This window comes from Idiomarina baltica OS145 (assembly GCF_000152885.1).
Classification (GTDB): domain Bacteria; phylum Pseudomonadota; class Gammaproteobacteria; order Enterobacterales; family Alteromonadaceae; genus Idiomarina; species Idiomarina baltica.
In genome coordinates this window covers 163,060-186,441 of the sequence record NZ_CH672403.1, presented here as the reverse complement: position 1 = coordinate 186,441, position 23,382 = coordinate 163,060, and the positions used below count along the sequence as shown (strand labels likewise).

Below are 23,382 nucleotides of genomic sequence, written 5' to 3'. Positions count from 1 at the left end.
AGAAGGAACGCATGAGCTACGTAAAAGAAACTATTGATATGTTGAAACGCACCTCTCCGGCGCAAAATGAGTTTTATCAAGCGGTGGAAGAGGTATTGGAGTCTATCGAACCGTTGTTGGAGGAGCACCCCAAATATCGTCAACAGGCGATCATTGAGCGACTCGTAGAACCCGAGAGACAGATCATGTTTCGCGTGCCATGGCAAGATGATAAAGGTCAGGTTCATGTGAATAAGGGCTATCGGATTGAATTCAATTCAGCCCTAGGTCCTTATAAAGGTGGGTTGCGATTCCATCCATCAGTGAACGCTGGCATCATTAAGTTTCTTGGTTTCGAGCAGATATTTAAAAACGCGTTGACTGGACTCCCAATTGGGGGCGGTAAAGGCGGCTCAAACTTTGATCCCAAGGGCAAGTCTGACGCGGAGATCATGCGTTTTTGTCAATCGTTTATGACCGAGTTGCATCGCCACATTGGTCCTCACACCGATGTTCCGGCAGGCGATATTGGTGTGGGAACCCGCGAGATTGGCTATCTCTTTGGTCAGTATAAGCGGCTAAAAAATCGATTCGAGGGTGTACTGACTGGTAAAAGTTTGCGTTGGGGAGGTTCGCACGCACGCAAACAGGCCACTGGCTACGGGGCTGTTTACTTTGCTCAATGCCTTTTAGGTGATCGTGGCGAAAAGCTCAGTGACAAGCGGTGCCTTGTATCTGGATCCGGTAATGTCGCCATATACGCGATGGAAAAGCTCTACGAGCTCGGTGCTACACCGGTCACATGCAGCGATTCAAACGGTATGGTTTATCATAAATCAGGTATTGACTTAGACCTAGTTAAACAGATTAAAGAAGAAAACCATGAACGCCTAAAAACATATTTAGACACCCACGACGACGCCGAATATATCGCTCGTGAAGATTACCCTGAAGACGGGCATAGTGTCTGGCGTTATGAGGGGGATATCGCGTTTCCGTGTGCAACGCAGAATGAACTGACTGAGCAGGATGCTCAAGCACTCGCTGAAAATGGCTGTTTAGCGGTGCTTGAAGGAGCGAATATGCCATCGACGCAAGCTGCGGTCGACTTCTTTGTTGAACAAAAAATCGGTTATGGTCCCGGTAAAGCAGCGAATGCGGGTGGTGTGGCAACCAGTCAGCTAGAAATGGCCCAGAATGCGGGTATGCAGCAGTGGTCGTTTGATGAGGTGGATCGTAAGTTACAAGAGATTATGAAAACTATCTACTCTGACTGTAAGCGCACGGCTGAACAATTTGGCTCACCTAATAACCTCGTTTTGGGGGCCAATATCGCGGGCTTCAAAAAGGTCGCTGATGCGATGATTGAGCAGGGTGTCGTTTAATCTGACGATGGCATCATTAAAAAAGGGAGTGCACGCACTCCCTTTTTTTATTCCTGTTGATCATCGATACTGTCTAACTCTTTCTGTTCGATAAAGGGGTCGATAGGTCGACTCCGCTCCCAAAAGCCTGTTTCGTTATCCAAGTCTGCTCCAGTACAGGCGGGTTGTGGTCCAATATCGGGGTGTGAATCCCATTGCGAGTGGTTGCTGTTAGCCATGATAAGTTCCTCTAGATTAGGGCAATCACCTATTAGACGAAAAAATAACCAGTTTGGATGCTGTGTTCGAAAAATTTCATCAAAGCCAGCCTAATCTGCGTGATTTGATCCAATCATTTACAAATGGACAACTTTTTGAAACCCAAATACATAGATAACTCGCTATAGTTAGCTCATAACAAAAATAATTTCACGGTGATGCAACCTTTGCTTACGCGAGTACGACTCATTAAGTAAGCCTCAAGATTAGGAGTCAAGATTATGAAACGTTTAATTTCGATAGTCGCTGGCTTAGTCGTATCAGCGAACGTAATGGCAAGTGCAGAAATGAATATAGAACAGGCACCTGCGTCATCAAGTGTCATGCAACACTACACAGTGACACCAGGACAAACGGGTTATCATGAAACCATTCGTGGCAGTGTGCGTCTGACTCAGCAGCGCATGATGTATGACCTGATGTTAAGTAACCAAGCGATGTTAGCGAATGATGCTCAAACCGTCGTATCTCAAGTTCGTGAGCAGTTTCGGACGAGCAGCGTTGCGGCAACCGGATTTCCGAGTGCACTAAAGCTCCGCGCTGACAAATAGTTGTACCTTGTTCCCAACCACTGTCGAGTTGATTCGGCAGTTATAATAAAGGCGCCTAGCGGCGCCTTTTACTTTTCTTCATATCATCGCCTATTGCTTAGGCATCTCTTGATGGAACTCTGCTAAGTCTTCAATCACTTGCTGATTTGGAAGGTCAGCAAAGCTAGCATCTTGGAACTTCTCACCGCGTAGTTGTACAGAGATCCGGGCACTATCTTCGTTTAATACCGTATCCTTGTAGAACTGTTTCGCGTCTTCCAGAGTCACTTGCTCAACCGCATTAATCAGCTGTTGCTTGGTATCAAAGTCATAACGATGTAAATACCAATCGCTCAACACCGGCTGTAACTCTTCAGACAGGTTCTTCGGCGGTTCGTTAAGCGTGACTAAGGTGCTTGATTTCAACTGTTCAAACGTCTCAGGCTTTAAGTTCTGCAATGTTTCCCAGTACTCTTTTTTGAAGGATTCGAAACGCGCCTGCATATCGGCAACATTTTTCACCGGAGTCTGAATATAAAGCCCAAAGCCGGTGTAGCGGTCCAGTTGTGGTGCAAAAGTACCTACCGCATAGGCAAGCTGCTCTTCGGTACGTAAGGTATCAAACGCCTCGGTACGGAAGTGGCCTTGCAATACGGTCGCTGCTGCCTGTGTAGCGAAGCTCGGTGTGCCGTTGATATGTGCATCAACAATTCCCACGTCTGCAACAGATAAGTCCTTACGTAACACTAAAGAAGTGTCAGCTTGCGGCTTCCAGAAGCGTGCAGTGCGGTATTCGGTGACGCTTCTGTTGGCGGGCAATAGATCTTTGATTTCATTGACTGCTAACTGTAAATCAGCTTTGTCGTAGTTACCAAAGGCAAACATTTTAATTGAGTTATTCGCTAATAGCTCATCCATGTAACTTGCTAAATCAGCCGGTTTTACGTTCTGGGCTGCTTGGATAAGGCTGTCATCGGCAAACTGACCTTCGCGAATAATTTGTCCGTACGCATCAAAGGATTGATATAACGGGAATTGCTGACCTTTGTTTTTGATGCCGCGAACTAAACGATCAACAGCTTGTGCAAATGCTTGCGGTTCGATATCAAACGTGAGCTCCTCTAGTGCACGTTGCATGAGTTCTGGCTGTTTGTCGGTAAAGCCCGAAATATTAAAGGTAAGACCTCGATTGTCGTTTAGGTTTAAGCTCATACCCGCAATGCTTGCCTCAGTCGATAAGGCACTGACACGCAAGTTGTAAAGGTCTTGCCATAAAGCAAGCAGTACTGATTTCTTAACATCAGTAATCGGATCGGGGTTGTTGATGATGGTGGTCAGTACGCCCCGTGGTTGGTCGGCAAATACTTGGCTTGGGTACTGCCATACCTCAATACCGGGCTCTTCAATAACGACTTTCGGCTGGTCAAAGTCAGCATTTTTCTTTAAATCGAAGTTTTCAGGAAGCAACGTATTAACTTTAGGTAAGTTAATTGCGAGCTGTGGCTCGGCTGACCAAGTGGCAACCTCTGAAGCTGCAATATCTTCGACTTGGTATTTACCATCGTAAAAACTCAGCTCTTTGTCGTGTGGTTCATCTTTAGAAATGTACCAAACGCGCAGGTGTTCAGGCGTTAACTGATTAAGTACGTTATTAATCGCATCGGCATCAAATTCTTTGTATTCGTAAGGTGCGCTGATCACGTACTGAGCAGGATAATTCTGCATCGCGGAAGCAAGTGAAGCAACGTAACCAAACTCGTCTCCTTTTTCTAAGAAGCGGAAGCTGTTAGCTAAACTGGTTTGAATTTCTTTAAAGTATTTTTTATCAACGCCCTGCTCTTTAATCATGTTGATATATTGCATGATTAAGGCGGTGATATCTTCACGATGTTTCATGCCTGCATCAGTCAGGTTAATATCGACGGTCAATGCGCCGTAATTACCATATTCAGTCGGGGACGCTGACGCATTTAAGCTAGAAATCAAGCCCATTGCCTTGAGGCGCTCAGTCGGTGTGCCTGGCATTTCTGAGCCCAACAGATAGGTCACAAAGCGATTCGGTTTGACCGCAAACTGGTCTTGGTTATCGTTGATAATAAACTCAAGGCGCAATTGCTTAACATCTTCATTGGGTACGTAGTGGATACGCTTTTTACCCGCTTTCGCAAAGTCGACTTTATCAGTGGTTTCTGGTGGCTCAATGTCATCATTTTCGATGCTGGCGAAATGTTTTTTCGCTAATGATTCCATTTTGTCGAGCGATTCGTTGCTAATCATTGCAACTTTCATGATGTTCGCTGAGTAATACCGGTTATAAAAGTTCACAAGCTCTTCGTGCAGCTTGCTGTTGTCTTTATCACCGAGTGAATCATTGTTACCAATTAAAAAGCGGTTTGCCGGGTGTTCACCTAAAAGCATGCGAGCGAGCTTAAATTGACCAAAGAAGTCCATCTCGCGGCGCATAGACCACTCGGCGTTGACAGCATTTTTTTCTTTGTCGGCGTATTCGGCATATAGCTTGGGTGATTTGAAGAAATCTGAGAAGCGGTCGAGTGCTTCATCGTAGGCACTATTGTTCACTTTGAACATGTAGTTCGTGATATCAAGCCAAGTTGATGCGTTTTGGCTACCACCGTTATTACTCATGAACTCGCTGTAACCATTGGTGTCGGGATACTTATCGGTTCCAAGAAACAACATGTGCTCAAGATAATGTGCCATACCTTGCTGGGTCATGGGATCTTTGAGTAAGCCCACACCAACACTCAAAGCAGCTGCCGATTTCTCCGTGTTTGGATCGGAAATGAGCATGACTTCGAGTTGATTGGGCAGTGTGACGACTCTATATTGGCGTTCGTCGTTCGGACTCTTTACCACTTGTTCAGCGAGTGCTTGTTGTGACTGCGCTGCTACTTGCGCATTATTAGATTGAGTTTCTGAACTGCTGCAACCAGCCAAAATAAGGGCTGAAGTGAGTGCAGACAGCATAAATAGATTCTTCATAAGCGTCATATTCCTGTTAAGGGTGTACTTTATAATAAACAGAAATACGGCGTTTCTTGCAGTAAAGAAATGCAACGGCACAAAGCAATTTGTAACAGAATTTGACAGCCGCTTGTCTTTGCAGACTAAGCGACTGTCAGTAAGTGGTTAGCGCATCGTCACAAACTCTTCCGCGCTGGTCGGGTGCAGAGCCACGGTTGAATCGAGATCAGCTTTAGTTGCGCCCATCTTCATCGCAGTCGCGAAGCCTTGTAGGATTTCATCCATACCTTCACCAATGCCGTGAATACCGACGACGCGTTCTTCTTTTCCGTAGCACACAATTTTGAAGTAGCTGAGTGCGCGGTGTGGCGTGACGGCGTTATACATCGCAGCAAAAGAAGAGGTATACACTTTGATATTGCTCTTACCGTATTTAACGATGGCATCTTCTTCGCTTAAGCCGACAGTACCAATGGTTGGATGGCTGAAAACCACGGTCGGGATATTCTCATAATCCATATGAGCGTTCGGCATATCATTAAACAAACGCTCAGCCAGCTGGCGACCCGCTTTAATGGCGACGGGCGTGAGAGCAGTAGCACCGGTATTGTCGCCTACGGCGTAAATGCCTTGCACGCTGGTGTTTTGGAACTTATCGACTTTAATAAAGCCTTGCGCGTCAAGCTCAACACCTGTTGTTTCGAGGTTGATCTTATCGGTTGCAGGGACACGGCCAATTGCCCACACAAGGCAGTCGACATCCTTCATTGTTTCGCCGTTTTCAAAGTGCAAGGTGAGCGTACCGTTTTGCTCTTTAACTACCTCTTTAACCACGGTTTCTGTATGCAAGGTAGGCCCGTCTTGCTCCATACGCTCTAAAAGACCATCGGTGATGTAACGGTCGAACGAGCGCAGTGGACGATCGCGACGCACGAGTAAGTGTGTGTCTGTTCCTAGCGCCTGAAAAACGCCGGCAATCTCAACGGCAATGTAGCCTGCACCTACTACAGCAGCCTTTTTAGGTTGTTCTTTTAACGCAAAAAAACCATCTGAATCGATACCGTGTTCGGCACCCGGTACGTCAGGTATCATCGGTCGACCGCCAGTAGCGATGGTAATGTGGTCGGCAGTAATTTTCTCACCGTTAACTTCGACGGTGCGGTGGTCAACGAATTTGGCAAAGCCTTCGATAAATTCAACACCATTGCCTTGGAACCCACGATGGTAACCGCCGTGAATACGTTCAATGTAAGCCTCACGGTTTTTAACCATCGTTGCCCAATCAAAACCTTTCTGATCGAGATCAAAGCCATATGCGGATGAGTATTTCACTGCTTCGGCAATATGAGCGCCATACCACATGACTTTTTTCGGTACACAACCGACGTTAACGCAGGTGCCACCCACCGCATTGGCTTCTATAACAGCGGCTTTTGCGCCGCGAATGGCCGCGCGGTTAGCTGAAGCGATGCCGCCGCTTCCTGCACCGATAGCTAAATAGTCATAATGTCTGCTCATGAAAATCGACTCCTCAAATCTAAGATGCGCATATGATGAGTAAAAACCCCGTATCATGCAACGAAGATACGGGGTTTATCAGTGGTTAATACCGATTAACTTAATCGGAAGATCAGTTAGCGAGCACCTGCTGGCAGGTTCTCCTTCAAGAACTCAGTCATCATGGTCCGAAGGTGTAGCGTGGTACCCTCGCCCTCATAAAGACCGTGTGAACGATTGGGATAAGCAAAAAATTCAAACTGCTTATTGTATTTAATCAATTCGTTGACTAAGCGTTCACTGCCCTGGAAGTGGACGTTATCGTCGCCGGTACCGTGGATCAGTAGCAAATCACCCTCGAGATTTTTGGCGTGAGTGATAGCTGAAGTTTCTTTATAACGTTCAGCTGATTCCGGCAACAGACCTGAGTAACGCTCTTGGTAAATTGTGTCGTATAGCGTTAAGTCTGGTACGGGGGCGAGTGCCATACCCATATCGTAGGCTTCAGGATAACGGAATAGGGCGTTCAGTGTTTGTGAACCGCCGCCACTGTGACCCCAGATGCCGACACGATCGGTATCGATGTAATCCCAACGTTTTGCCATTTCTTGCAGTGCATCGTACTGATCACGAACAGTCACAACACCGAGATTTTTGTAAATCGAACGACGCCAATCGAAGCCCCGTGGAGATTTAGTTCCGCGGTTATCAATTGAAGCTACGATATAGCCTTGTTGGGTTAGCATGGTATGCCAAAGATACAACCAACCACCCCAGCGATTAGCAACCGTTTGACCCCATGGTTCACCATAAACATAGAATAAAATGGGATACTTTTTATTAGGGTCAAAGTCAGTCGGACGCATGATATAGCCATCAAGCGCTAACCCATCGCGGGCGGATACTCGGAAAAACTCTAGCGGCTTGTGGTTGATCTTCTCGACGGCCTTTTGTGCATCATCGTTAGCGACAACCGTACGAATAACTTTGTGGTCGGGCAAACTGACCATATCAGTCACGGGAACATGGTTGACGTCGCTATAGGTGTGCTCGGCGTACTTTGCATCTTGTGAAACACTATAACTGTGAGTGCCTGGTTGATCAGGCGTTAAACGCTCTAATACACCACTACCATCGAGTTTGGCACGGAATAAATAGCGCTCGAGTGGCGTTTCAGGTGATGCAATAAAGTAAACCCAGCCGTCGTTTTCGTTAATACGCAAGACTTCAACCACGTCCCAGTTACCGCGAGTAATCGTCGTCATCTTGCCGGTATCACGTTCAACACGGTAAATATGACGGTATCCAGAGCGCTCGCTCAGCCAAGTGAATGACTTGCCATTATCGAGGAACTTGACGTCATCAACGTATTCGGCCCACGAGTCGGTTGTTTCACTTAATAATTTTTGACTACGTCCGTTGCTGATGTCACTCAGGTAAACGCGATTGACGTCTTGTTTACGCGTGAGTTGTTGAATTAACAGTTGGCTTGAATTACCCGCCCAATTCATGCGTACGAGGTAGTGCATGCGTGGGTCGCCAGGCAGTTGCATCCACGTGGTGTCGCCCCCGTCTGCTGGCATCACGCCAATACGCATGGCAGCGTTGGTTTCACCCACTTTAGGGTAAGGGAACTGCTTTAACGTTGGATAAAGCGAGTCGGTGTTATTGATCATCGTAAAGGTCGGTGTGCCTTCCGTATCTAACTGCCAGTAAGCAATGTGCTGACCATCAGGACTCCAGCGGAAACCATCACGCAAGAAGAATTCTTCTTCGTTAACCCAGTCAAAGGTACCGTTAACAATGGTGTTGCTACCGTCATTAGTTAACGTTTGAATGTTAAACGTATCCAAGTCTTGTACGTAAATGTTGTTCTGCATCACGTAAGCGACTTTAGTGCCTTGTGGATTAAATTTTGCAAACTGAAGCGTTGATTCAGGCGCATCACCGCCCAACTGACGCAATTCACCGGTTGTGCGATTCAGGACCCAATAGTCGCCCAGTGTATGCGTACGCCAACTGCGTTTAGTATTAGTGAAAATTAATACTTTATCGCCGTCGTTAGACCATTGGTAATCTGCAATATTAAGCGCGTGATCCCAGCCTTCTGGTGTGAGTGCTTGCGCTGATACCATAATATCGCGCGCATTGGTTTCGGGGTGGTAACGGACAATATCGCGACCTTTTACCTGTTTTGATGACTCAAGGGTCGTATAGCCCGAACCATCTTCTAGCCAGCGTGTTGGTGCAGGACGCTTTACACGAAATTTATCACTCGCAAAAATGTCTTGTAAAGAGAGCTGACCCTCAGTGGATTGAGCTGCTACCGAGTCATTTTTATCCACAGACTGATTCGACATAGAGCTACAACCAGAAAGAGCAACGAGCGTCGCAAAACTTACCAGTGTTAGCCCCCGCTTTAGCGGCTTCAATGCGCTAAAGGTTGACGCTTTAAAATTCATAGTCGGTTTCCATCTTGTTATTTAAAACATAAAAAGGATACCCGATGCGCGCCAGAAAATCAGTGTTTATGGTTGAAGATTGGACAAACTGCCCAATATAAGAGTTAAATTAATCGGTTTTATAAGGAAGGGTAAAGATGTCGAACCCACTACTTGAAGTCGCTAACAATCATAATGCGTTGCCAAAATTTGCGGCGATTAAGCCAACGCACATAGAACCCGCGATTGAACAAGTTATTAACGATGCGAAAAGCACGGTTGATAAGGTGCTTGATACCAAACAATTTACTTGGCAAGGGTTTGTTGAGCCGTTGCAACGTGCGGATGAACGTATCCAAAAAGTGTGGGCACCGGTGTCACACTTAAATTCGGTGATGAGTGAGCCTGAGCTCCGTAACGCGCACGACGCATGCTTAGCTTTGCTGTCTGAGTATGCGACTTACGTAGGTCAGCATCAAGGGCTGTTTGCAGGCTATCAAGCACTTGCTAATGGTGACGAATATTCTACGCTGAATCGGGCTCAGCAGAAGCTAATTAATGATACCTTGCGCGACTTCAAACTGTCGGGCGTGGACCTACCTGAGAACGAGAAGAAGCGTTACGCGGAAATCACTAGTCGCTTGTCTGAATTATCGTCTCAGTTTAGTAACAATCTGTTAGATGCCACCCACGCCTGGCATTATCATATAACCGATGAAACGCAACTGAGCGGGCTACCCGATAGCGCGATTGAGGCTGCGAAAGAGGCGGCACAGGAAGCGGAAAAGGAGGGTTGGTTGTTTACCCTTGATATTCCGAGCTATCTACCCGTCATGTTGTATGCCGATAATGTCGAATTCCGTAAGGCGATGTATCAGGCTTTTGTGACACGAGCATCGGATGTCGGTCCGAATGCAGGTGAGTATGATAACTCCGACGTGATGAATGAAACGTTAGCCCTTCGTCATGAGCTTGCTAACTTACTCGGGTTTGATAATTACGCTGAAATGTCTCTGGCAACCAAAATGGCCGAGTCGCCTAATCAAGTGCTTTCGTTTCTAAACGATTTGGCTGAGCGTTCGTTAGGTCAGGCTAAAGCAGATTATCAAGCCATTGAAAACTTTGCTAAAGCGCAGTCAGTACAAACCCTAGATGCGTGGGATGTTCCATATTATAGCGAGCAATTAAAACAGTCTGAATATGCGATTTCAGATGAGCAACTTAAGCCTTACTTTCCAGAGCACAAGGTAGTGGATGGGTTGTTCAGTGTTGTTAACCGATTATTCGGTATACATATCAAGGAGCATAAGGAGATTGACACCTATCATCCAACCGTACGTTTTTACGAGATTACGGATGCCAATGGTGAAACACGCGGTTTCTTTTATATGGATTTATATGCGCGAGCTGGCAAACGTGGTGGCGCTTGGATGGCTGACTTTGTTGGCCGCAATCGTGATAGTAAGGGTGAGTTACAGTATCCCGTTGCATTTTTAACGTGTAACTTTAGTAAGCCAGTGGGAGATAAGCCGGCTCTGTTTACTCATGATGAAGTTCTGACTCTGTTTCACGAGTTTGGGCATGGATTACACCACATGCTTACCCAAGTAGACACGGGCGGCGTGTCAGGTATTGATGGCGTCGAATGGGATGCGGTGGAGTTACCAAGCCAATTTCTTGAAAACTGGTGTTGGGAACCAGAGGCGTTGGCCGATATTTCGGGTCACTACGAGACGGGTGAACCGCTCCCGCAAAACTTACTTGATAACATGCTGGCGGCGCGTAATTTCCAGTCGGCGATGCAAATGGTGAGGCAACTAGAGTTTTCACTATTTGATATGAAGTTGCATTATGAGTTTGATGCGGCGCAAGGTGCAGATATTGCGGGCGTCTTACAACGTATTCGAGAGCACGTAGCTGTGCGTATCCCACCAGAATATAATCGCTTTCAACATAGCTTCGGTCATATCTTTGCTGGGGGGTACGCTGCGGGCTACTATAGCTACAAATGGGCTGAAGTGTTGTCAGCGGATGCGTTTGCCAAATTTGAAGAAAATGGCATTTTTGATCGAGCAACGGGTCGCGAATTTTTACACGCAATTCTCGAGCGAGGAGGCAGTCAACCTGCCGCTGAACTGTTTAGCGAATTTAGAGGGCGTGAACCCGATATAAATGCACTGCTCCGTCACAGTGGTATTGCCAATTAATAACGATTAAGAATGGGTGGCTAACACCCATTTGACGATGAGCATAATGCCTATCACCATTAAGACCGCCAAAATGATGCCAACGACGATAAAAGGCACAGGACTTTTTTTATTGAAGTCACGTTGGCGGTTTTTATCTGTTTGTACGCCAAAAAAAGCCGCAATAACACTCAAGAGTGTTTGCAAAATGGAGCCTTGGCTCATTCGCGCAATCTGCATAATATTCGGTTATAAGGCTGTCTGACTATTATAGCTAGAGGTCGACTGGGGCGTATGCTCTTCGGATGAGCTGAAAAGGAGTTCGATTAAATCGAAGAAGTGAAACTGGGTAGAGCGACTCTCACCTTTAAACCAGTTGGACCAAGTCACTTTCGTGCTAGGTGCTTGGCACTGTGCACTTGACTGCTTAATTTCGGAGGCGTTGAGTAACACTTCGCAACGTTGTGTTGAGTTAGCAGCTTGTTTAGAGACAAAAGCAGGACCTTGGCTCAGGGCAAAAACGCCTGAAGCCGTGAGAATCACGCCGACAGCGAGCGCTGCATATTTAGCGGATGTTTTCATGGTCAGCACCTTTATCATTAACAATTCTGATTAATTTATCAGCGAATTGCTGAAAATGCTAGTCGATATTACGAATTTTTTTGTCATCTTTTCGGTGCTATAATGCGCGCACTTTTAAAAACGGAGATGACCCATGCAGCCGTTAATTGCACCCTCGATTTTATCTGCCGACTTCGCGCGTCTGGGCGAGGAAGTGAATAATGTGTTAGCCGCGGGCGCTGACGTTATCCACTTTGATGTCATGGACAATCACTATGTGCCCAATCTAACCATTGGTCCAATGGTGTGTAAGGCGTTGCGGGACTATGGCGTCACAGCACCTATCGATGTCCACCTTATGGTTAAGCCGGTTGATCGAATCGTGCCCGATTTTGCTGCGGCTGGGGCTTCTATTATTTCTTTTCACCCTGAAGCATCTGAACATGTCGATCGTACGATTCAGACAATAAAGGAACACGGGTGTCAGGCGGGTCTCGTATTTAATCCGGCGACGCCATTGCATTATCTCGATTATGTGATGGATAAAATCGATTTGATCCTCTTGATGTCAGTTAACCCTGGTTTTGGGGGGCAGAAGTTCATCCCGGGAACGTTAGATAAGCTTCGTCAAGTGCGCGAACGGATTGACGCAAGTGGGCGTGATATTCGTTTAGAGGTCGACGGCGGAGTAAATTGCGACAATATCGGTGAAATTGCGCAGGCGGGTGCCGACATGTTTGTTGCAGGTTCGGCGATTTTTAATGCCGACGATTATGCCGAGGTTATCCGTACGATGAAGCAAGCGATTAACGCAAATTAAATTATTCAGTTAGGAAGCAAATTAAGATGTCGAAACCTATTGTATTAAGTGGCTGCCAACCTTCAGGACAACTATCAATTGGTAATTACATCGGCGCATTGCGTCAGTGGGTGAATATGCAAGCGACCCATGACTGCAAATTTATGTTGGTCGATCTGCATGCGATTACTGTGCGCCAGGAGCCTGAAAAACTGCAAGAGGCGACCCTTGATGGTTTGGCATTGTATCTCGCCTGCGGTCTTGATCCCGAACAAAGCACAGTATTTATTCAGTCACATGTACCAGAACATGCCCAGTTGGCGTGGATTTTAAATTGCTACACGCAAATGGGTGAACTGAATCGAATGACGCAGTTTAAAGATAAGTCGCAGCGTCATGCCAACAATATCAATGCGGGACTATTCACATACCCAGCACTGATGGCGGCTGATATTTTGCTCTACCAAGCCAACGAGGTGCCGGTGGGTGATGATCAAAAACAACATTTGGAACTCGCGCGAAACGTCGCTGAACGCTTTAATAATTTGTATGGAGAGGTGTTCAAAATTCCTGAGCCGATGATTCCTAAAGTCGGTGCTCGAGTGATGTCGCTACAAGACCCAACTAAGAAAATGTCAAAGTCAGATGACAACCCGAACAACTATGTGGGTTTATTAGAGGAACCTAAAAAAATCCTCAAAAAAATCAAAAAAGCGGTTACTGACTCGGATGAGAAAGCGCGCATTTACTTTGACCAACAAGAGAAGCCGGGTGTGTCCAATTTGTTGAGTATTATGTCAGCAGCGACAGGTCGTGGTATTGATGAGCTTGTCCCTGAGTATGAAGATAAGATGTACGGTCATTTGAAAAAAGACGTTGCAGAGGCTGTCGTCGCCATGCTGGAACCGATTCAACAACGCTATCACGACATGCGAAACGACCGTGAGTTTTTAAATCAAGTCATGAAGAAAGGTGCTGACAAGGCGCGGGAAGCTGCTCATCAAACGCTGTCAGATGTCTACAAAGCGGTTGGCTTTGTACAATATCCTGGTCAGTGAGGTCACCACGCGTGATCGCGTTAATCGACAACTACGATTCATTCACTTACAACTTAGCCCGTTACTTTGAGGAGCTAGGCGAGTCGGTATGGGTCGTGCGTAACGACGCCATTTCGCTGTCAGAGCTGCTGGCACGGCAACCTCGCGCCTTAGTTATTTCGCCAGGGCCTTGTAGTCCTAATGAGTCCGGGCTGTCGTTGGCTGCGATAGAGGCTTGTGCGGGCCATATGCCAATCCTCGGAGTATGTCTTGGTCATCAGGCAATCGCTCAGGTGTGGGGGGCGCAAGTGGTGAGAGCGCCGCGTGTCATGCACGGAAAAGTGTCGGAGGTAACCCATAGTGGAAAAGGACTTTATATGGGGCTGCCGTCGCCAATTGAAGTAACTCGATATCACTCACTGATTGTTGAGCAACATACTATCCCGGACGACTTTGTTGTAGATGCCTGGGTAGAAACGGACAATTTTGGTGTCGAGGTGATGGGGATGAGGCACAGGCGATTACCAATTTTTGGCGTGCAGTTTCATCCAGAATCGGTACTTACGAAAATGGGGCATAGGATTATTGGCAACTTTTTAGCAGAGCTAAACTCCTAGCATGCTATAGTCTTGCGCCATTCTATGTGTATTTGAGCCAGCTATTGTTAACAAGAGTATACTGTTAAATGTTTGATTTTTTTGCTGTATCGACCGAAGGTGGAAGCAAGGACCCCGCATTTCGTCTTGAGAAGCGTTTTATTAACTATCTGATTAGCTTTCCATTTGCCCGTAAAAGTAAAGATAAAGCGGATGGAGTAGAAAGTGAAGTTCAAGAGCAAAAGCGTCGGTTATTGCAAGTCGAACAAATTAACTATGATGAACGTGAACGTTTAGCGCGTGCTCGTCAACGCTACCAAGATCGGGTTTCGGATGAGCTTCATGAAAATATCTATCGTCGTATTTTAGCTCAACTTGACGATAGAGATTATATCCGTGAAAAGCTGATCCCGCTTCCTGAAAAACTGCCGGATCTACTTGATATTCTGAGCACTAAAGCGGCGTCGATGAGACGTATCGAAGATATCGTGCAAGGCATGGATTGGTTTCATAATGGGGTCTTAAAAACGGTTAATCAGCCCCCATTTATTGACCAACGTAAGCAGAGTAAAAAGGTAAAACTAGAGAATCTGCGAACAGCGATGAGCTTCATGGGTACGGAAAACCTCCGTTTATTGGCGCCTGCTTACATCATGCAGAATTGGCTGCCGCCTTCCACGCAACCCTTTACATTGTTTCGCAGGAAAGTGTGGGAACATTCATTGGGAACAGCGATCATCGCGCAAGCAATCGCCGAACGGCAACAACTCAAGGATCCTGTCTTGGCGTTTACGCTCGGTATGTTTCATGAATTAGGAAAAGTGGCGCTGACTAAATTGTACTTACGTGTATTTGATGAGATCCAACGTGAAATGGCAATCGCTTCGATTAACGACAGTAGTCCAGAGCGCCACAGCGCACTCATCAGCATCACACCAGACGAGCGATTTTTACGTAATTTGATGCTCGAGCAAGATAAGCGTGTAAGTTACATTGTCTCTGAGGGGTGGGGTCTGCAGCGAGTGCCGATCAGTCAACATTTGCAAAACTTTCACCAAGCGCACGATGTGGATGACTTTGACTCTGATTATGCGAAAGTCTTGTCCCAAGCGAATGCGTTTTGTGAGTTTCGTATGTTACGTGAGGTCGAGCTCGCCAGTGTTGAAGAGGGCTCACATCTACTGCGGCGCTATGACGTTGACGCCGGTCTTGTTGCCGAACTAAATACGCTCAATTTGAAGCGTCCAAAATTTAACGTGCCAAAGTAACCGACCGCGCTGTTTTTAAACTTTAGAAAAAATTGTGCGTATTCATTCTACTTTAAGCCGCGTTTGTGGATAGTTATTCGCATTCTTTGCAAAACTACTGCATATCACGGCTTTCGCCCCATTCATACCTGATTTACGCAGACAAATTGCTCAATTTTTGGCATAATATATCCTTTAAAATCATTCGTGATTGTTAAGTTAACTAATTCGCTGTAAGCGATAAGGAAGTGAGCAATGACAGATAATTCAGCAAAAATGGCCGTTACGCGTGAGATGTTTAGTGACGTGATGGTGCCAAACTATAACCCCGCTCAAATGGTGCCTGTGAAAGGTGAAGGTTCACGTGTTTGGGACCAAGCGGGAAAAGAGTACATTGATTTTGCTGGTGGTATTGCCGTTAACTGTCTAGGTCATTGTCACCCGGCAATGGTAAACGCGCTTCATGAGCAAAGCCAAAAGCTTTGGCACTTAAGTAACGTGTTTACTAACGAACCGGCGATTCGTTTAGCTAAGAAGTTAACTGACGCGACTTTCGCTGACCGTGTTTACTACGCCAACTCGGGCGCTGAGGCAAACGAAGCTGCGTTAAAGCTGGCGCGTCGTTGGGCGATTGATGTGCACGGCGAACAGAAACAAAAAATTATTGCCTTTAACAAAGGCTTCCACGGTCGTACCTTCTTCACTGTCACGGTTGGTGGTCAGCCTGCTTATTCTGATGGCTTTGGTCCAAAGCCAGGTGCGATTGAACACGTACCTTACAATGATGCTGATGCATTGGCGAAACTTATCGATGACGAGACCTGTGCGGTGATGATGGAGCCATTGCAAGGTGAGGGTGGCGTTGTCCCTCCAGAGCAGGACTTCGTAAAACAAGTGCGTGAATTGTGTGATAAACACAATGCGTTATTGATTTTTGATGAAGTCCAGACTGGCTTTGGTCGTACCGGTACGTTGTATGCGTATGAGCAACTTGGCGTGACGCCAGATATTCTAACCTCTGCTAAGTCATTGGGTGGTGGTTTCCCAATCGGTGCAATGTTGACGACTGCGGCAATTGCAGAGCATTTAAAACCAGGCACGCATGGTAGTACTTATGGCGGTAACCCGTTGGCATGTGCCGTATCAGAAGCGGTTCTGGAGGTAGTAAATACAGAGACCGTGCTTGAAGGTGTTAAGCAGCGCGAAACAATGATTAAAGAGCACCTCGCTGCAATTAACGACAAATACAATGTGTTTAAAGAAGTACGTGGCATGGGCTGTCTGATTGGCGCGGAGCTTACTGAGCAATTTGAAGGTCGCGCACGCGATTTCTTGCTCGCGGGTCAAGAGCACGGCGTTATGGTTTTAGTTGCTGGCGCCAGCGTTATTCGATTCACACCTTCGCTTATTATCCCAGAAGAGGATATCAAGGAAGGTCTCAAACGTTTTGAGCACGCCGTTGCTCAAGTCGTTGGTTAATTGAGGACCCTGTATGTTGGTTATTCGACCGATAGAGGCAGCAGATTACGAAGCGCTATATAGTTGTGCGGTAGAGTCTGGGCATGGATTTACATCGTTGCCAATTGATCAAGGTTTGCTCGAGCGAAGAATCGCTCGAGCGCAAGCTGCTTTTGCCAAGCAAGATGTAGCGACCCCAGGCGATGAAAGTTATCTGTTCGTCATGGAAGATACCGAAACGGGCGAAATTGCCGGTGTCAGTGGTATTGAGGCAGCCGTTGGGTTGACGGAAGCGTTTTGGCATTACCGCTTAGGTAAGGTCGTGCACCATTCTGAGAAGCTAAACATTCATAACACGCTCGAGACATTGTCATTATGTAATGACTACACAGGTGTTTCAGAGCTATGCACGTTGTTCTTACGTGAACCGTATCGTCACAACCTAAATGGCCGCACGCTTTCACGTTTTCGGATGCTGTTTTTAGCGCAATTCAAACAACGCTTTAGCGATTGGGTGATTGCCGAAATGCGTGGCGTGTGTGACGACGATGGCGCATCCCCTTTCTGGGATTGGTTGGAACAACATTTTTTCTCGATGGACTTCCCCAAAGCAGATTACTTGAGTGGTATTGGCGATAAAACCTTTATTGCTGAACTCATGCCGCGCTACCCGATTTACACATCACTGTTGCCAGAGAAGGCAAGAGAAGTGATCGGCAAAGTGCACGATAATACGCGACCGGCGTTAAAACTACTCGAGTCTGAAGGCTTTAGGTTCCGTGGCTTTGTCGATATTTTCGACGCAGGACCAACGGTTGAGGCAGAAGTCCAGAACTTACGTAGTGTACGTAATAGTGTTTTAAAAGAGGTGGTGCTGGTCGATACGCCAGTAGATGCTGAGAGTGCAACACCTCATATTATATGCAACACACAAATTGAATCATTTAGAGCAGCTCAGGTTCGTCACGTTGAAGGCTCTGAAAAAGTGCAATTGAGCGCTGAGCAAGCGGATAAATTGAATCTTTCTGAGGGCGATACGGTGCGTATCGTGGCTCTGTAACAGGAGAACAATGATGAGTTCTAATGTACAGTTTATTAACGATCAATGGCTCGCGGGCGAAGGTAAAACCTTTAAGTCGATTGATCCTGCACGTAATGAAGTTGTTTGGAGCGGTGAAAGTGCATCCGAGCAACAAGTTGATACAGCGGTTATGGCTGCTCGTGCGGCATTTCCTGAGTGGTCTCACACTTCATTTGAAGATCGCTTAGCTATTTGTAAAAAGTTTTCGGAATTACTTGAGCAAAACAAAGAACGTTTAGCACGCGTGATGGCGGCCGAAACAGGCAAACCGGTTTGGGAAACACGCACTGAAGTGGGTGCGATGATCGGTAAAGTCGGTATCTCTGAGCGTGCATATCAAGAGCGCACAGGGACAGTAGAAAACGAGATGCCAGGCGCGAAGGCGTTTATTCGTCACAAGCCTCATGGCGTAGTCGCTGTTTATGGTCCTTATAACTTCCCAGGGCACTTACCGAACGGTCACATTGTCCCTGCTTTGATCGCTGGCAACACGGTGGTGTTTAAGCCGTCTGAACTGACGCCTCATGTGGCTCAGGTTACGGTCGAGTTGTGGCAAGAAGCCGGCCTGCCAGCGGGCGTGCTGAACTTGGTTCAGGGTGAAGTCGAAACCGGTAAAGCGCTGTCAGTCCATCCACAGATCGACGGCCTATACTTTACGGGATCTTCGAATACCGGGCACTTGTTACATAAACAATTTGGTGGACGTCCTGATAAAATCTTAGCGTTGGAAATGGGCGGCAATAACCCGTTAATCGTTACCAACATTACTGATGTCGATGCCGCTGTACATAACATTGTCCAGTCAGCGTTTATCACTTCCGGTCAACGTTGTACTTGTGCGCGTAAACTGTTTATCGAAAACACCGAAATGGGCGGCAAAGTACTCGACCGTCTGGTGGAAGTGACCGAAAACATTCTCGTTGATGACTACGATGCTGACCCTCAGCCGTTCATGGGCGCAATGATTTCTGCAAAAGCCGCGAGTCAAATGGTGGATGCGCAGAATGAGCTCGTTCAACTCGGTGGTAAACCATTGGTTAAGCTTAAGCAGAAAGACAGTAACTTAGGCTTTGTTACGCCGGGTATAATTGATATGTCGGGTGTCGAACATGCGCCTGATGAAGAGTACTTTGGTCCAATGCTTAAAGTTTACCGCTTTAACGATCTAGACGATGCGATTGCTAAAGCAAACGATACGCGCTATGGGTTGTCAGCAGGCATTCTGTGTGATGACGAAGCGACTTATCGTCATTTCTTTAAGCACATTCGTGCTGGCATTGTTAATTGGAACAAACCGATCACAGGTGCAAGCAGTGCAGCTCCTTTTGGTGGCATTGGTGCGAGCGGTAACCACCGCGCAAGTGCTTATTATGCAGCAGATTACTGCTCTTACCCTGTGGCTTCCGTCGAAGCTGATACACAAAGTTTGCCAGAAACACTAGCGCCGGGGCTTAAATTTTAATAAGTTATCTCAATGATTACTGAGACAGACGGTTACGTCGAACTTATTCACTACTTGACTGAGCAGCTTCCGTTGTTTGAACAGCGGAAGTTGCCAGCGGGTAGTGCTAACTACACTCTACGTGATGTGCTTGAGGAGCAGCTCTCTCAGCATATGATGGCGTTGTTCGAGCAAAATGATATCGACCAAGATACTCGGCTCGATATGGTAAGAGAAGCTGACGCTATCATGTACGATTTAGAAGAAATCCTTTCCTCTGTTCTAAACAATCATCCCTCCGAACAACAAGAGGCCTGCATTATTGAATTCGTAAGTTTAGTAAAAAACCTCTTCGATCAGCGTCTCAATATTAAAGGTTAATTGCTTTTATGTCTGATAATACCCTGAATGCGACCGTCAAGTGGCTTGATGATTTGACGTTCGTTGCCGAGTCTGGGAGTGGCCATCAAATGGTACTTGATGGGCATGCTAAAACATCTGCCAGTCCCATGGAAGCGGTACTAATGGCTGCCGGAAGTTGTGCTTCAGTGGATGTGGTGAGCATACTACAAAAGGCACGACAAAAGGTCATGCACTGTGAATGTCGTGTGACCGGTGAACGAGTGAGTGACACCCCGAAAGTGTTTAAAAAGGTGCATTTGGAATTCGTGGTAACAGGACAAAATGTCGCCGAAACGCATGTGGACAGAGCTGTTAAGCTGTCAGCCGATAAATATTGCTCGGTCGCTAAAATGCTGGAAGCCAGTGTTGAGATGACTCACAGTTATAAGATTATCGAAGCGTGAATTATCGACATATTTATCACGCTGGCAACTTTGCTGACGTATTCAAACATCTTCTGTTGGTCATGGCGATTGACTATTACAAGCAGAAAGACAAGCCTATTTGTGTGCTCGATACCCACGGCGGGATTGGGCTATACGATCTGACCTCTGAGCAAGCCGGTAAAACGAATGAGTATCCAGAGGGTATTGGCAGGCTGTGGAACGATGCCGATGCGCCAGCTTTTGTTAAGCCTTACTTAGATATTGTTGAAGGTTTAAATGAGCAAGGTGAGTTGAAGTCATATCCAGGTTCGCCTTGGGTAGTGCAACAATTATTGAGAGCGAACGATAGACATATTGTGAGCGAGCTGCATATAGAAGATGCCGAGGCGTTAAAGGCTAATCTTGAAGGGCAGCAAACGAGTCGCTTAGAGGTACTTGCGCCATTTGATGGTTATGAAGTACTAAAAGCTAAAATGCCTCCCAATGAGAAGCGAGGACTCGTGTTAATCGATCCACCATTCGAATCGGTTAACGAGTTTGATGATATTGTAGCGGCTATCCAACAGGGTATTAAGCGTTGGGCGGCGGGAAGTTTTGCCGTTTGGTTTCCGCTCAAAGACGATGCGAAAGTGGCTGACTTTTACGGTCAACTCAGTGAGCTAGAGGGCTTACCAAAAACCTTGGCGATTGAGCTGATGGTAAAAGAGCCTGACCCCAGTGCCGGTCTTTATGGGTGCGGTTACGTTTGGGTTAACCCACCTTATGGAATACAGCAACAGTTACCTGATGTGATGAACTACCTGCAACGTGTTCTTGCTCAAGATGAGTCAGCTCATTCGCGTACTTTTTGGCTTGTTGAAGAGTAACGACTTAATTATCGAGCCAATCCACTTGGGTACGCAACTGCGTTTTGCGCTCGATAATTTGTTCAATTAAAGGTGTTAGTATTAACTCCATTGCGAGTGCTTGTTTACCACCGGGCACGACAAGCGTGTTGGTACGTGACATAAACGAACCGTCGATCATTTGCAGATAGTACGGGAAGTCGACGTTTTTCATTCCACGAAAACGAATAACGACAAAGCTCTCGTCATGAGACGGTATTTCTTTGGCGCTAAACGGGTTGGAGGTATCAACGGTCGGAACGCGCTGAAAGTTTATATGAGTGCGTGAGAACTGAGGGACAATATGGTAAATGTAATCTTCCATACTACGAATAATACTGGTCGTGACGGCCTCGCGTGAATGCCCCCGGTCCTGCGTATCGCGAACGAGCTTTTGGATCCACTCTAAGTTGACGATGGGTACCATGCCAATCAATAAGTCAACGTGTTTAGCGACATCATAACCGTCGCCGCAAACGCCTCCATGTAACCCCTCATAGAACAATGCGTCGGTGTTTTCTGGCATGTCTTCCCATGGCGTAAACGTACCGGGCATTTGATTGTAGGGTACCGCGTCATCAAAGGTGTGTAAGTAACGTCGGATTTGCCCATTACCTGTGCGACCATATTCTTCGAACAGCGACTCAAGCCGTTCAAAGTCATTTGCTTCAGGACCAAAGTAACTAATATGACGCCCTTGCTCTTGCGCCTTACGAATTGCGACATCCATTTCTGGTCGAGAATAACGGTGAAAACTATCACCTTCTACGAAAGCAGCTGATACATCGAGGGACCGAAATATATGACGTAGTGCTTGACCTGTCGTGGTAGTTCCCGAACCTGATGAACCCGTTACCGCAATGATAGGATGCTTCGAAGACATAAAAACCTATTAACAATGAGTGAACATCTGTTATAGCGGATAACCGCGTCACGATCAATAATGTGGCGGTGGAGGCTCAACACTCGGATCCGCATCAGGTGATGATTGACTGTCTTGCACTTGTCTTAATCGTTCGCCTAAATACTTCATGCGCCGCGCTACCTCTGCAAGCTCGCGGTTGTGATCAGTGACGCGCTGATTCAGCGCGTCAATGACATCTTCTTGGAATGCTAATTGTGATTCCAAATTATCAATTCTACTTTGTAAGCGTTCTTCTTCACTCATATTACTGCTGCCAGTTAGGTTCTAGTTGCCACCATTCGCCATAGCCTGCGGAGCTCTCACTCATGACCATGCCGGTACTCTCGTTAAGCCAGGTTGATAATACCACGGCATTATTAGGTCGATGGCTATCGCGTAACTCAACGTTCCACGTCCTAAGTTCTTCGCCGGTTTTAGTACGCCAAAGTGTGATTTGACGAGACGGCGAGCCGGTAATTAAAAATTTACCTGACTGACTGAAACGTGCACTACTAAATATTCTAACACGCTCGATGATATCGAGTTGCTTTACTTGCTCACCGGAGTTTACATCCCAGATATAGGCTTTATCTAAACTCCCAGCGGTGAGGGCATAGCGTCCACCGCTGTCTAATGCCACCTTTGTTAAGCGAGTCTCATGCTGCCATTGATGTATGGGTTGTCCAGACTCAGTTGACCACAGAATGGCTGTTTGATCGGTACTTCCGCTCAAGGCATAGCGACCATTGGGTGTAATGACCAAGTCAGTGATTGAGCTTTGATGACCGTAAAACTCAAGACGTCGACCCGACTGCGGATTAAATGCGATCTGAGTACCGTTGTTTAGCCCAAGTACGATGGTGGAGCCGTTATTAGAGACGGCAATATTGTTAATGTCCGCTCCGCTTGATTGCCAATAACCTATGTTAGTTCCTTTATCAACGTCCCAAAGGCTAAATGCCTTACGACTTGCCGCGGCTACAGTTGCGCCATCGGCGCTAATATCGACGGCAATTATTTGTGACACATCAGCATCATCTTGGCGCCATTGATACTTGGCATCATTCGCGTAGCGTGGCCATAATAAGACGCCGTTACTGTCAGTCGCGACGACACTAAAGGAGCCATCATCGGCGATGTCTGCCACGTATGTGCCAGCTTCGGAATGGGCTTTTTTATGTATCTGCTCGGGTGCTGGCGTGCATCCAAATAGCAGCATGCTGATTACAAGACCAAGACTGAATACGACGTTTTGTTTAATATTCATGGGCAAGCCTTATGGTGTTGTGTAGTATGGGGCTGACCGAACAATTTGATTATGGCAT

General features: G+C 46.6%; 22 protein-coding genes. 13 read left to right on the top strand and 9 right to left on the bottom strand.

Translation table 11 applies throughout. The features are described from left to right. The first annotated feature begins 11 nt into the window (after positions 1 to 11). Positions 12 to 1,364, top strand: coding sequence for an NADP-specific glutamate dehydrogenase (gene gdhA, locus OS145_RS02290; protein WP_006954403.1), 1,353 nt, complete (start codon positions 12 to 14; stop codon positions 1,362 to 1,364). 47 nt (positions 1,365 to 1,411) lie between these two features. Here the strand turns inward: gdhA and OS145_RS13375 are convergent, their stop codons facing one another. After that, positions 1,412 to 1,582, bottom strand: coding sequence for a hypothetical protein (locus OS145_RS13375; RefSeq protein WP_006954401.1), 171 nt, complete (start codon positions 1,580 to 1,582; stop codon positions 1,412 to 1,414). Between the two features lie 261 nt (positions 1,583 to 1,843). Between OS145_RS13375 and OS145_RS02285 the strand changes: the two genes are divergently transcribed. Beyond that, positions 1,844 to 2,173, top strand: coding sequence for a hypothetical protein (locus OS145_RS02285; protein WP_006954399.1), 330 nt, complete (start codon positions 1,844 to 1,846; stop codon positions 2,171 to 2,173). Between the two features lie 90 nt (positions 2,174 to 2,263). On the opposite strand, the gene OS145_RS02280 is transcribed toward OS145_RS02285, so the two are convergent. The 3 genes from OS145_RS02280 to OS145_RS02270 all read right to left on the bottom strand — a co-directional run bounded on the left by OS145_RS02280 (position 2,264) and on the right by OS145_RS02270 (position 9,096). After that, the gene (locus OS145_RS02280) at positions 2,264 to 5,155 is read right to left on the bottom strand and encodes an insulinase family protein (protein WP_040487597.1); all 2,892 of its coding nucleotides are present in this window, start codon (positions 5,153 to 5,155) and stop codon (positions 2,264 to 2,266) included. Between the two features lie 147 nt (positions 5,156 to 5,302). Further along, complete coding sequence (gorA, locus tag OS145_RS02275) at positions 5,303 to 6,655, bottom strand: glutathione-disulfide reductase (protein WP_006954395.1); 1,353 nt, start codon at positions 6,653 to 6,655, stop codon at positions 5,303 to 5,305. A 116-nt stretch (positions 6,656 to 6,771) separates the two neighbouring features. Then, positions 6,772 to 9,096 carry a S9 family peptidase gene (locus OS145_RS02270; RefSeq protein ID WP_006954394.1) on the bottom strand — a complete coding sequence of 775 codons (2,325 nt, stop codon included), beginning with the start codon at positions 9,094 to 9,096 and terminating at the stop codon, positions 6,772 to 6,774. 137 nt (positions 9,097 to 9,233) lie between these two features. Between OS145_RS02270 and prlC the strand changes: the two genes are divergently transcribed. After that, entirely contained in the window at positions 9,234 to 11,282 is a 2,049-nt protein-coding gene (gene prlC / locus OS145_RS02265; protein WP_006954393.1) for an oligopeptidase A, read from the top strand. A 6-nt stretch (positions 11,283 to 11,288) separates the two neighbouring features. Here prlC and OS145_RS02260 read toward each other — a convergent pair whose 3' ends face one another. Continuing rightward, positions 11,289 to 11,486: a DUF2970 domain-containing protein gene (locus OS145_RS02260; RefSeq protein WP_006954392.1), complete on the bottom strand. Its 198-nt coding sequence runs from the start codon at positions 11,484 to 11,486 to the stop codon at positions 11,289 to 11,291. Positions 11,487 to 11,510: 24 nt separating this feature from the next. Next, the gene (locus tag OS145_RS02255) at positions 11,511 to 11,843 is read right to left on the bottom strand and encodes a hypothetical protein (protein ID WP_006954391.1); all 333 of its coding nucleotides are present in this window, start codon (positions 11,841 to 11,843) and stop codon (positions 11,511 to 11,513) included. Between the two features lie 133 nt (positions 11,844 to 11,976). Here OS145_RS02255 and rpe point away from each other — a divergent pair, with 133 nt between their 5' ends. The 10 genes from rpe to OS145_RS02205 all read left to right on the top strand — a co-directional run bounded on the left by rpe (position 11,977) and on the right by OS145_RS02205 (position 21,135). Next, positions 11,977 to 12,642: a ribulose-phosphate 3-epimerase gene (gene rpe, locus OS145_RS02250; protein ID WP_006954390.1), complete on the top strand. Its 666-nt coding sequence runs from the start codon at positions 11,977 to 11,979 to the stop codon at positions 12,640 to 12,642. Between the two features lie 26 nt (positions 12,643 to 12,668). Further along, the gene (trpS, locus tag OS145_RS02245) at positions 12,669 to 13,679 is read left to right on the top strand and encodes a tryptophan--tRNA ligase (RefSeq protein WP_006954389.1); all 1,011 of its coding nucleotides are present in this window, start codon (positions 12,669 to 12,671) and stop codon (positions 13,677 to 13,679) included. An 11-nt stretch (positions 13,680 to 13,690) separates the two neighbouring features. Continuing rightward, a complete protein-coding gene (locus OS145_RS02240; RefSeq protein ID WP_006954388.1) occupies positions 13,691 to 14,275 on the top strand; it encodes an anthranilate synthase component II in 585 nt (194 codons plus the stop codon). Positions 14,276 to 14,343: 68 nt separating this feature from the next. After that, positions 14,344 to 15,522 carry an HDOD domain-containing protein gene (locus OS145_RS02235; RefSeq protein ID WP_006954387.1) on the top strand — a complete coding sequence of 393 codons (1,179 nt, stop codon included), beginning with the start codon at positions 14,344 to 14,346 and terminating at the stop codon, positions 15,520 to 15,522. A 255-nt stretch (positions 15,523 to 15,777) separates the two neighbouring features. Next, positions 15,778 to 16,980: an aspartate aminotransferase family protein gene (locus OS145_RS02230; protein WP_116287533.1), complete on the top strand. Its 1,203-nt coding sequence runs from the start codon at positions 15,778 to 15,780 to the stop codon at positions 16,978 to 16,980. A 13-nt stretch (positions 16,981 to 16,993) separates the two neighbouring features. Continuing rightward, entirely contained in the window at positions 16,994 to 18,019 is a 1,026-nt protein-coding gene (astA, locus tag OS145_RS02225) for an arginine N-succinyltransferase (RefSeq protein WP_006954385.1), read from the top strand. A gap of 13 nt (positions 18,020 to 18,032) precedes the next feature. Further along, complete coding sequence (gene astD / locus OS145_RS02220; RefSeq protein WP_006954384.1) at positions 18,033 to 19,502, top strand: succinylglutamate-semialdehyde dehydrogenase; 1,470 nt, start codon at positions 18,033 to 18,035, stop codon at positions 19,500 to 19,502. 12 nt (positions 19,503 to 19,514) lie between these two features. Continuing rightward, on the top strand, positions 19,515 to 19,862 hold the full coding sequence (locus tag OS145_RS02215) for a DUF3802 family protein (protein ID WP_006954383.1): 348 nt from the start codon (positions 19,515 to 19,517) through the stop codon (positions 19,860 to 19,862). A gap of 8 nt (positions 19,863 to 19,870) precedes the next feature. After that, a complete protein-coding gene (locus OS145_RS02210; RefSeq protein WP_006954382.1) occupies positions 19,871 to 20,287 on the top strand; it encodes an OsmC family protein in 417 nt (138 codons plus the stop codon). Beyond that, a complete protein-coding gene (locus OS145_RS02205; protein ID WP_006954381.1) occupies positions 20,284 to 21,135 on the top strand; it encodes a 23S rRNA (adenine(2030)-N(6))-methyltransferase RlmJ in 852 nt (283 codons plus the stop codon). The genes OS145_RS02210 and OS145_RS02205 overlap by 4 nt, the downstream gene beginning before the upstream one ends. 4 nt (positions 21,136 to 21,139) lie before the next feature. Here OS145_RS02205 and OS145_RS02200 read toward each other — a convergent pair whose 3' ends face one another. The 3 genes from OS145_RS02200 to OS145_RS02190 are packed head-to-tail and all read right to left on the bottom strand — an operon-like array spanning position 21,140 to position 23,324. Continuing rightward, complete coding sequence (locus OS145_RS02200) at positions 21,140 to 22,036, bottom strand: phosphoribulokinase (protein WP_006954380.1); 897 nt, start codon at positions 22,034 to 22,036, stop codon at positions 21,140 to 21,142. Positions 22,037 to 22,090: 54 nt separating this feature from the next. Continuing rightward, positions 22,091 to 22,321, bottom strand: coding sequence for a SlyX family protein (locus tag OS145_RS02195; RefSeq protein ID WP_006954379.1), 231 nt, complete (start codon positions 22,319 to 22,321; stop codon positions 22,091 to 22,093). Between the two features lies 1 nt (position 22,322). Further along, complete coding sequence (locus OS145_RS02190; RefSeq protein WP_006954378.1) at positions 22,323 to 23,324, bottom strand: WD40 repeat domain-containing protein; 1,002 nt, start codon at positions 23,322 to 23,324, stop codon at positions 22,323 to 22,325. Positions 23,325 to 23,382 lie beyond the last annotated feature (58 nt).